Annotated in this window: 8 protein-coding genes and 1 pseudogene; 4 read left to right on the top strand and 5 right to left on the bottom strand. The window is 68.5% G+C overall.

The genetic code is table 11. The features are described from left to right. On the top strand, window positions 1-580 hold a 580-nt coding region (locus tag ACFV4K_RS32875; RefSeq protein ID WP_379280164.1), incomplete at its 5' end, for a MarR family winged helix-turn-helix transcriptional regulator. Here the strand turns inward: ACFV4K_RS32875 and ACFV4K_RS32870 are convergent. Beyond that, complete coding sequence (locus ACFV4K_RS32870) at window positions 571-1,368, bottom strand: helix-turn-helix domain-containing protein (protein WP_379280163.1); 798 nt, start codon at window positions 1,366-1,368, stop codon at window positions 571-573. The two genes, ACFV4K_RS32875 and ACFV4K_RS32870, sit on opposite strands and share 10 nt — an antisense overlap. A gap of 190 nt (window positions 1,369-1,558) precedes the next feature. On the opposite strand from ACFV4K_RS32870, the gene ACFV4K_RS32865 reads away from it, so the two are divergent. Further along, window positions 1,559-2,554: a hypothetical protein gene (locus ACFV4K_RS32865; RefSeq protein ID WP_379280161.1), complete on the top strand. Its 996-nt coding sequence runs from the start codon at window positions 1,559-1,561 to the stop codon at window positions 2,552-2,554. Here the strand turns inward: ACFV4K_RS32865 and ACFV4K_RS32860 are convergent. The 4 genes and pseudogenes from ACFV4K_RS32860 to ACFV4K_RS32845 form a co-directional block, all read right to left on the bottom strand. Continuing rightward, window positions 2,551-3,555: an AraC family transcriptional regulator gene (locus ACFV4K_RS32860; RefSeq protein ID WP_379280160.1), complete on the bottom strand. Its 1,005-nt coding sequence runs from the start codon at window positions 3,553-3,555 to the stop codon at window positions 2,551-2,553. The two genes, ACFV4K_RS32865 and ACFV4K_RS32860, sit on opposite strands and share 4 nt — an antisense overlap. A gap of 83 nt (window positions 3,556-3,638) precedes the next feature. Beyond that, on the bottom strand, window positions 3,639-4,691 hold the full coding sequence (locus tag ACFV4K_RS32855) for a C45 family autoproteolytic acyltransferase/hydolase (RefSeq protein ID WP_379280167.1): 1,053 nt from the start codon (window positions 4,689-4,691) through the stop codon (window positions 3,639-3,641). Next, the gene (locus ACFV4K_RS32850) at window positions 4,688-5,170 is read right to left on the bottom strand and encodes a GNAT family N-acetyltransferase (RefSeq protein WP_379280166.1); all 483 of its coding nucleotides are present in this window, start codon (window positions 5,168-5,170) and stop codon (window positions 4,688-4,690) included. Before ACFV4K_RS32850 ends, ACFV4K_RS32855 begins: the two co-directional genes overlap by 4 nt. Window positions 5,171-5,492: 322 nt before the next feature. After that, window positions 5,493-6,644: pseudogene (locus ACFV4K_RS32845) on the bottom strand (AMP-binding protein); the annotation flags it as partial. A 191-nt stretch (window positions 6,645-6,835) separates the two neighbouring features. Here ACFV4K_RS32845 and ACFV4K_RS32840 point away from each other — a divergent pair. Then, window positions 6,836-7,360: a DUF4442 domain-containing protein gene (locus ACFV4K_RS32840; RefSeq protein ID WP_379280158.1), complete on the top strand. Its 525-nt coding sequence runs from the start codon at window positions 6,836-6,838 to the stop codon at window positions 7,358-7,360. A gap of 15 nt (window positions 7,361-7,375) precedes the next feature. Then, window positions 7,376-8,293, top strand: a complete 918-nt coding sequence (locus tag ACFV4K_RS32835) for an alpha/beta fold hydrolase (protein ID WP_379280157.1) — start codon at window positions 7,376-7,378, stop codon at window positions 8,291-8,293. Window positions 8,294-8,295: the final 2 nt, after the last annotated feature.

Raw genomic sequence — 8,295 nt, 5'->3', positions numbered from 1 at the left:
CCTCCGCCGCGGGCCGGTACGACAGATCGGGATTTCAGGCCAGCTGGCGAGCCAGCCGCGGAATACCCTCTCCCGCAACCTGATCCAGCGCAGCGGTGCGGCCGGTGACCAGGAGCAGCAAGGCGGCGCCCGGGCCCTCGATCTCACTCCCGGCGCCATGGGTCCAGCCGACATCGGTGGCGACGAGCCGAATTCCGTCCAGGCGGTGGCGATCCCAGACGGGCCACCCGCACGCGGCGGCCGTGTCGGCTCCGGCGGCGGCCGCCTCGGGATCCACGTCGAGGACCCGGCCGAGCGGAATCGCGATGTCCTGGCCGTGAACGATGGTGTCGAACAGGATGCCGGATTCCTGGTGGATCAGCTCGAACGCGCCGGGTACCTCGAACGCACGCCGGATCCGCGCGACGGCCGCGCCCGCCTGGTCCGGCTCACCGCCCGCGGCCGGGCGCTGGCCGAGTACTCCAACGACATCGCCGACACCGTCGAAGCCGAATGGGCCGCGCACCTGGGTGAACGTCGCATGCGCGCGCTGCGCGAGGCCCTCACGCAGCTGCGCGACATCACCGACCCCTACGCCTGACCCTCGCCGGGGCTGCGCAGCCCGATGAAGATCTGCATGCGCCCGGGATAGGCGGTGCTGTTGACATTGAACAGCTGCCCGACGATCCGCGCCGACGCACCGTCGCCGTTCCGCAACCGGATGACCGGGCGGGCGCGCTCGTAGCGGGCGGTGGTGTCCGACCAGATCTCCAGGAACAGCGGGAACCGGCCCAGCTCCTGCAGCAGATCGTCGAACCAGCTGGTGTCGCCGAACTGGGCGATGTAGCCGTGCAGCCATTGGATCGAGATCCGTAGCTCCCGCTCCCATTCGACCAGCACGTGCCGCGCTCGGGGATCCCCGAGCATCCAGCGCAGCAGATTGCCGTCCTGGGTCAGTCCCGGGAAACCCGCGGCGAAGCTGTCGTTCCACATCAGGATGTTCAGGCGGGTGTCGATATAGGCGGCCAGGTGCGGCTCGTACAAGGCCAGGGCCTGCGGAATACCGCGCCCGAGATCGGCGCGCAGGTCATCGGTCGAGGGCTGCTCCACCGGACCCAGTCCGGCCAGATCCGATAATTGCCGGAATTCCTCCGGGGCCAGTGCCGCCAGGCGATCGAGATAGCGCATCAACGCCGTCACCACTTCGCGGGTGGGCCGCTCGCGTTCACCCTTCTCCAGGTGATTCACATAGCTGGCGCTGACTCCCGAATTGAATGCCAGCCGCTCCCGCGACACGCCGCGCGCATCGCGTAGCCGGCGCAATACCGACCCGAACGTGGGCGCATTGGGAAGCCCATCCCCCGCCGCCTCGGTATCGAACTCCTCCATGGCCGCCTCTCCCACGCGCGAACCTTCCGGTGTGCTGATTCTTCCATTCCCCCCAATCAGGGCGTGTCCCAGGGGAAAGTGGGCGATACTGGACGAATCGGGCGTGATCGGATGGCGGGGAGCCGGCTCGCAGTCCAGGGTCGGCGGATGAGGCCAAGCGGATTCACGCTCGCCGAAGGAGCTGTGCCCCATGGTTTCCGAGCGAATCATCCTTCCCGACTTCTACATGCCGTATCCGCCGGAAGGAACCAATCCCCGAGCCAGAGCCGCCGAATCCACAATGTGGGAATGGCTGGTCAACCTGGATCTCGTTCCCGAGGAGTTGTCCCGACGCAGAGTGGCGGGTTCCCGCCCGGTCGAGATGTATTCGATGTGGTGCCCCGACGCCGACGTCGAATCACTCGCACTGCTCGCCGAATTCACGGCGTGGGCGTTTATCGTGGACGACCAGTTCGATATCGAAATGCCCGACCCCCGACGGTGTTTGGCCACCATTCAACGCCTGGAGACGGGCTTCGACCTCGACGGCACACCGTCCGGCGTGCTGGCGACCGGCTTCCAGGACCTGTGGCGCAGACTGTGCCGCGGCCGCTCACCGCAGTGGCGACGCGCGGTGCGCGCCGAGATCGTGGAGTGGTGGTGGAGCTACTACACCGAGAGTGTCCGCACCATCACCCGTGACCTGCCGCAACTCGACGAATACCGCACCCATCGGCAGATCTCGGTGGCCATCTACATGCTGCTGGATCTGAGCGAGATCACCTACGGGATCGATCTACCCGACACGGTCCGGCAACTGCCCGCCATGAAGACCCTGCGCGCGGCGGTCACCGAGCACATGGGGTTGATCAACGACGTGCATTCCCTGCCCGCGGACGAGGCGGTCGGGTATGCCTACAACGCGGTGCTGCTGGCCGAATATCACCTCGGCTGCACCAGGACTCACGCCCTGCGCGTGGTCAACGAGATGCTGACCGACTGCATTCTGCGGATCGGCCGGATGGAGGAAGCCCTGGCCGAGGAACTCGACGTACTCGGCGTCACCGGGCAGGCCCGCGACGACACCTTGCACACGCTCGAGGACTATCGCCGATACGTGCGCGCGAACTTCGACTTCCACTACCGCGCACCGCGGTACACCAGCCCGCCGATCGAGGCGCTGGCCCACGGGCAGTTGCTGTCCTAGTCCGCCGGAGGGCTCTCGCGCCGGGCGCCGGAGGCGTCGATGGCGTACTGGGAGCGGAATTCGCCGGGCGTCATACCGGTTTCGAGCTGGAACGCGCGGTAGAAGTGCCGGTCGGAGGCGAAACCCGCGGCGGCTGCGATGGAGTTGAGGGATCGGGTCGGCTCCGACCGCAGCTGCCGCCGGGCGTGTTCGATGCGCATGCGGCGGATCAGCGCGCCCGGGCCGCCCAGCCCTTCGCACATGCGGAACAGGGTGCGCCGGGACACCAGGCAGGCCTTGGCGATCTCGTCGACGGTGAGGTCGGGATCGGTGAACCGTTTTCGTAGGTAGGCCATCATCTGCTGGCGGGTGTACAGCGAATCAGCGGGTGCCGGTGAGGCTTTCCCGACCGCGAGCAAGAGCGCCGAGGCCAGCATGCCGGTGGTTTGCCCGTCGAAGGCGAGATTCGCCCGCTCGGCTTCCTCATTGGTCAGTTCGGCCATGTCGCGGAAGAAGCGGGTGACCACGCCCATGGCGCCGTCGGCGGGAATCGGCACGGCGAAAGGCAATTCGTCGCGGGCCAGCCCGGCGTAGTCGAGGACCGGCTGCAAGGGCGCGCGGAGCAATGTCGACATCGCATTGTCGGTGGTGCGGCTGAGCAGGGGCTGCGCGCTGTCGTAGAAGGCGATGGACCCGGCCACCGATTCCGCGGTCCGTCCCTGCTGCTCTGTCCAATTCGTCCCGTCCAGCACGATATTGGCGAGCAGGAACTCCCCTTGCGACCGCGCGACCATCCGCTGCGTCCGGTTCACCTGCTGTGCGCTGGCTCGCATGAGCGCCACCGACACTCGATCGAACTGGGTGCTGGTGATCTTGCCGTTCCAGCACCCGTCGTGTAGCGGCGAGATCGCTGAGGGCACGATGGCATCCGCCATCAGTGCTTCCCACTGCTCGAAGGCATCACGCGGCTTCAGCGTCGAGGACGAGCGCACCTCGACTGTCACGGAGGCGGTTTGCTCCACGTCCGCATCTTCCCACCGCATGCGCCGCAGCGGTACTGGATTCTGAGGATTAGCCGGACGCGGAGCGGTTCGCTCACCGCCCCTCAGAGCTGGAACGCAAGCGTTTCAGTATGGGCCGGGTCGCCGGGGCGCAGGTGCAGCCGGCGGTCGGCCGGGGTCAGCACGACCGCGGCGACGGTGCGTTCGCGACGAATATCGCCGTGGTCGGGGACGCGGATCGGGGGTTGACACAACAGGTCGAAGTGGGCGGGGACGCCCGCGGTGGACGGGAGCGCGGCCAGGGTGGAGGTGCAGGCGGTGTGGCGGCGGATCGAGGCGTTGCGGGCGAAGACGTTGAGTTCGTCGCGCGCGACGAGATCGGGGTGTAGAAAGTGGTTGGTGTGAACCGAATCACCCTGGGCGACAAGGTGAATCGAGCTTTCAATCGCTTCGACGCAGTATGAGTCGACAGGGTCGGCGAGGGTGAGGGATCGGGAACTGGCCAGGGGGATGGTACGCAGCATTTCGACGGCTCGGGCCGCGGTGGCACAGGTGTCGAGCAGGTGGCGGATGGCCAGATAGGGCGGAACGCCCGGCCTCCAGTCGCCGCCCAGGACCAGGTTCAGGCCGATGGCCAGACCGTCGCTGTTGACGCCGAGGTAGCCGAGCAGTCCGCCGAAGCTGAGCAGCAGCACTGTTCGCGGCGAATCCTGGCGGGAGATGCGCAGGACCGCGATCTGGTCGTCGAGGTCGCCGTTGAGGTCGACGGTCTGGGCCAGCACCGTGGGGTGCGCGCCGGATCCGAGGCGCGCGTAGGTGGTGCAGTCTCCCGAGGTGGGCACCCTTTGATAGCCCATGATTTCGCGGCGGATCTGCAGCAACCAGGCCTGCTCGGAGGTGATGCCCGCACCGGCGGCGAGACCTTCGACCTCGGCGGCCAGATCCGGGAGCGCGGCGCTGACGGCCCGGCGATAGGCGATCGTGGCGGGCGCGAGTCCCGACGGCGTGACCGGTGCGGGCAGCAGCCGGTCGAGCCGGCCCAGGCCGTCGGCGAGGAAGGCCCGCAGCCGCGCGGCCAACCGCTCGCCGTGCTGGTATCCGATGGCGAACGAGTCCCCGACACACTCGATCACCGGAACCTCGAGGGCAGCGCTCATGCCGGGGGCACCATGGATTCCGCCCCCGGCCCGGTGCCGAGCGTTTGCCGGACACGAGCCCATTCCGCGGCGAGAACGCTGTAGTAGACGGCGTCGCGCCGACGCCCGCCGGGCATGACGTTGAAGCTGCGCAGGGTGCCCTCCTCGACGGCGCCGATATTCCGCAACGCACTGCGCGCCCGGATATTGAGGACATCGGTCTTGAACTCGACCCGGCGTGCCCCCAGTTCCTCGAACGCCTGCTCGAGCAGGAGGAATTTGGCCCAGCGGTTGCACCCCGCGCCCCGGAAGTCCCGTCCCAGCCAGGACCATCCGATCTCGAGCCGGGCGTCGGATTCGGCGAGATTGCCGTAGCTCATGCTGCCGGCGACGCGGCCGGTGGTCTTGTCGGTGATGACGTACACCACCCGCCGTCCCTCGTGATCGTCGTCGAGGCAGGTGTCGAAGAAGTCGTCGAAGTCGGCGCGGGTTTCGACCAGGGTGACGAAGTAGCGCCAAATCTCGGACGGCCCAGCTCATGCCTTGCCGCCCTCGGGGGTGCAGCACGGCGATGTATTCGGCCCCGGGTTCGGAGATGCCGATCGCCGCGCATCGTCCGGCCTGCGCCGCCGGCAAGCGGCGGACGATCTCTTCGATGTCCTCGGCGTAGTAGTTCTTTCCGTGCTGGATCATCATGTCCTTGATCCGGCCGACGACGTAGAGCTGACCGTCGTGCTCGAATCCGAGGTCACCGGTGCGCAGCCAGCCGTCGACGGTGAACGGCTGCCCGCTCTCGGGCACTCCGAGACAGCCGCTCATCACGGCGCGCCCGGCGATCTGGATCTCCCCCACGCGGCCCGGTTCGGCTATGCGCCAACGCATGTCGCCGGCGGCCGCGCCCGCGCTGATCACCGTCCATCCGGTCTCGGAGTCCTCGGGCACGAGCCGGATCGCGTCGCCGGGCCCGAGCCGGAATCGGTCCACCGTCACCGCCCGCGGCCCGGATCCGGGCGGCAGGCAGGTCACCATGAGGGTGGCCTCGGCCATGCCGTAGCAGGGACACATGACTTCGGACCGAAACCCGTTGGGCTCGAACACTTTCGTGAATTCCCGGACGGTCGCCTGCCACACCGGTTCGGCCCCGTTGAAGGCCAGCCGCCACCGCGACAGGTCGATCTCGGCCGGCACGCCGTCCGCGAACGCCGTGGCCAGTGTCCGATAGCCGAAGTCGGGCATGGGCACGGCCGTGGTGGGCGAGGCCGCGCACTCGGCCAGCCAGCGTCGCGGGTCACGCACGAAATCCGTTGGCCGCCACAGGCATACCGACGTTCCGCGCACGAGGCCGGCGAGTGTCGCGAACAGGCCCATGTCGTGGAACAGTGGCAGCCACAGTCCCATGCAGTCCGCGTCGGTCCAGGCGGCCGCGTCGGCGATGACGCCCAGCCCGGCCATGACGTTGGCGGCGGTGAGCGCCACGCCTTTCGGAGCGGAGGTGCTGCCGGAGGTGTATCGGATGACGGCGTAGTCGTCGGGTCCACGGCGGCGATCGCGCCGCGGGCCGACTGGATCGGCGGCGGTGATGGCGGTGGCGGCGGTGATGTCGCAGATCCGGACACCGCCGACCTGTCCGTCCAGCCGTTTCAGCAGGCGGCTGCTGGTCTCGTCGACCAGCAGGGTGTCCAGGTCGGCGTCATCCACGATGCGTCGCAGGTGATCCAGGTACGCGCCCGCGCCGAACGCGCCCGGCAGGGCGATCGGCACGGCCGCGGCCCCGGTGCGCAAGCACGCCAGCAATCCGCGCAGCCATGGTTCGCCATTGGCCATCAGCAACCCGACCCGGCGATCGCCGTCGATGGCCGCGGCCGTGGCGTCGGTCTCGCGCAGCAGGCGCGACACCGGAATCGAGTGCGCGGCCGCAGGGAGGTGCAGCACCGTCCGCGGCTTCACCGCACTGCCGATCGCGTCCCAGAGCATGGTGTGAATCCTCCCTACGGCCGATGCGGACACTACCGACGGACCGCGCCGCAGCACGGCGACGTTCCACAGTTCCGTCGATGGCGATAGGACCTCCCAATGGGGCCCGGTTCCGGCCCGCGTACCCGGACATACTGCGAACCGAAAGCCGATGCCAGAGACTTCGATTCGACGCAGTTGGGACAGGAAACATGACCGAGACGTCGTTCTTCGACCGCGCCTTCGCGCCGTTCGTGCCATTCGCCACCAAGGACCCCGATTACGCCAAGCTCGCCGAGATCGCCAATGCGGCGGTGCCCTTCGGCGTCTTCGCCGGCGTCCAGGTCACCGAGCTCGACGCCGAGCACGCGCTGGCGGTGGTGCCGGACAACCCGGACCTGCGCAATCACGTGAAGACCGTGCACGCGGCGGCGCTCTACCTGGCCGCCGACATCGCCTGCGCCGTGGCCTTCGTCGGCGCGGCCGCCCCCGACCTCGGTGCGGTCGAGTGGATGGTGGTGCGCGACTCGCACGCCGCGTTCTTCAAGCCCGCCGTGGGCCGCATCCGCGCCATCGGCACCGTGGATCCGCGCGACATCAGCGCCATCGCCGAGCGCACCGCTCAGGGCAAGTTCGACGTGGACACCCGGGCCATGCTCTACGACGACAAGGACGTGCTCGTCGGCAAGGTCACGTTCCAGTACGTCACCAAGCTCGCCGCTCCCGCGACCGCCTGATCCAGGAGTACCGACATGTCCACACCCAGCAAGACCCCGGGCTCCGGCGAGAAGCGCCCGTCGGAGTTCTCCACCCTCGAAGCCGTCGCGGTGACGGTCCCGAAATCCGATGTCTCCGAGGCTGCTTCGTTCATCCTGCGGGTGCTGCCCGCAGCCGACCCGACCGCGCCTGTGCTACTGGTGCTGCCCGCGATCGCCATGAAGGCGAAGTTCTACCTCCCCCTCGCCAAATCGCTGCACGCGAACGGATTGTCCGCGGCGACAGTCGATCTGCGCGCCCAGGGCGAGAGCACCCCGCCACTGGGCGAGGCCGCCAACCATGGCTACCGCCAGCTGCTCGAGGCGGATCTGCCCGCGATTCTCGACGCGCTGCGCGAGCGCTTCCCGGAGGCGCCGATCTACCTGGTCGGGCACTCGCTGGGCGGTCAGCTGTCGCTGCTGTACGGCGCGGCGCGTCCGGAGCGACTGGCGGGCGTGATCACCATCGCCACCGGTGTCGTGTACTGGCGTGCGTTCGAGCTGAAGCGCTGGGCCTCGGTGCTGTACGGCAGCCAGTACGTCGGCGTAGTGTCGCGGCTGCGCGGCGTGTGGCCCGGCGGCAAGGTGATGGGCGGCCCGATGGCGGGCGGCGTCATGACCGACTGGTCCTGGCACGCCCTGACCGGCCGCTACCGGCCGGCGGGTTCGAAGCTGAACTACGATCGCCTGCTCGGCGTTTCGCCGCTGCGCACGCTCATGGTGTCCTTCCAGTCCGATCCGCTGGGCCCCAAGTCGACCGTGGACCATCTGGCCCGGCGGCTGAAGCGGGCCGAGCTCACCCGGTGGCACCTGGAACCGGGCTCGGGCATCGAGAACCTCGATCACTTCGCGTGGATCAAGGACAGCCCGGCTCTCGGCGCGCGCTTCGCCGAGTGGGTGCGGGACAGCCGGTAGGG

The sequence above is a fragment of the Nocardia sp. NPDC059764 genome (assembly GCF_042732555.1).
Classification (GTDB): Bacteria; Actinomycetota; Actinomycetes; order Mycobacteriales; family Mycobacteriaceae; genus Nocardia.
The sequence above is the reverse complement of the archived record's forward strand: the minus strand, read 5'-3'. Positions and strand labels throughout refer to the sequence as shown.